Annotated in this window: 2 protein-coding genes; both read left to right on the top strand. The window is 74.9% G+C overall.

From position 1 onward, the window contains the following. Positions 1–345, top strand: a 345-nt coding sequence (locus ABZV94_RS41935; protein WP_356350417.1) for a hypothetical protein, incomplete at its 5' end; no start/stop codon positions are given. 79 nt (positions 346–424) lie between these two features. Next, positions 425–1,105, top strand: a 681-nt coding sequence (locus tag ABZV94_RS41930) for an inositol monophosphatase family protein (RefSeq protein WP_356350415.1), incomplete at its 3' end; no start/stop codon positions are given.

Raw genomic sequence — 1,105 nt, 5'->3', positions numbered from 1 at the left:
CCCCAACTGGTCTCCCGGGCACAGCGCCTGTTCGCGGACGGCCGTCTCAGCCCGGCGCGACGCGACGGGGGCCGTCACCGGCGCGCGGACGGCGGACATGTCTCCGACCCGCCCACCCCGTCCTCCTCCGCCCGCACCCTGCACGCGCCCGCGGCCGGGTCCTGGCCCTCGTCATTCGACGGGGCCGGTCCCTCCGGGCAGCACGGCACCTGGACCGGCACCATGTACGGACAGGGCATGAGCGGCTGGGCCGCAGACTCCACCGAGTCCCTTCCCCGGCACGACTGGGACGGCATCCTGCACGACTGGAACCGCACGCAGGCGGCCGGCGCTGATTCCGTCTGAGGCAGGCTGCTGCGGCGGCCGGCCGGCAGAGCGGCTACGGCGGTGAGGGGCGGGGCGGCGCGCCGATAGCCTGCCGGGCATGGTGAGCATGGACACGAAGACCGATGCGCGACTGGCCCTCGAAGCCGCCCAGGCGGGGGCGGCGGTGGTCCGCGACATGTACGGGACCTCACTGCCCCGTACGGAGAAGCCCGGCGGTGACTTCGCGACGGCCGCGGACCTCGCCGCCGAGAAGGCCATCCTCGGTGTGCTGGGGGCCGCCCGCCCCGACGACGCCGTGACAGCCGAGGAGAGCGGCCGGACCGGCCCGGGCGACGCACGTCGCCGATGGCTGGTCGATCCCCTGTGCGGGACGCTGAACTACGCCGTGCGGAACATGCTGGTCGCGGTGAACGTCGCCCTGCGGGTGGGGCCCACCGTCACCGCGGCCGCGTCGGCGGACCCGTTCAGCGGTGAGGTGTTCTGGACCGACGGCGCACACGCTCGCGTCCGTACGGCCGGCGTGGACGAGGAACTGACGCCCTCGCCCGCCTCCAGCCTCGTCGACGTCAACCTCGACCCACCGTTCCCCAACGCCCCCGCCTTCCGGGCGGTGGAACTCCTCGCCGCCCCGGAGTTCGCCGAGCGGTTCCGGCCGCGCGTCGTCTCCACGACCCTGGCCGTGGCCTGGGTCGCCGCCGGCCGCAGGGCCGCGTACGTCACCGACGGGGACCTGCGCGACAGCGTGCACTTCGCCGCCGGGATCGCGCTCTGCGAAGCC

Origin of the sequence: Streptomyces sp. NPDC004658 (assembly GCF_040609555.1) — a bacterium.
Taxonomy (GTDB): domain Bacteria; phylum Actinomycetota; class Actinomycetes; order Streptomycetales; family Streptomycetaceae; genus Streptomyces.
The sequence above is the reverse complement of the archived record's forward strand: the minus strand, read 5'-3'. Positions and strand labels throughout refer to the sequence as shown.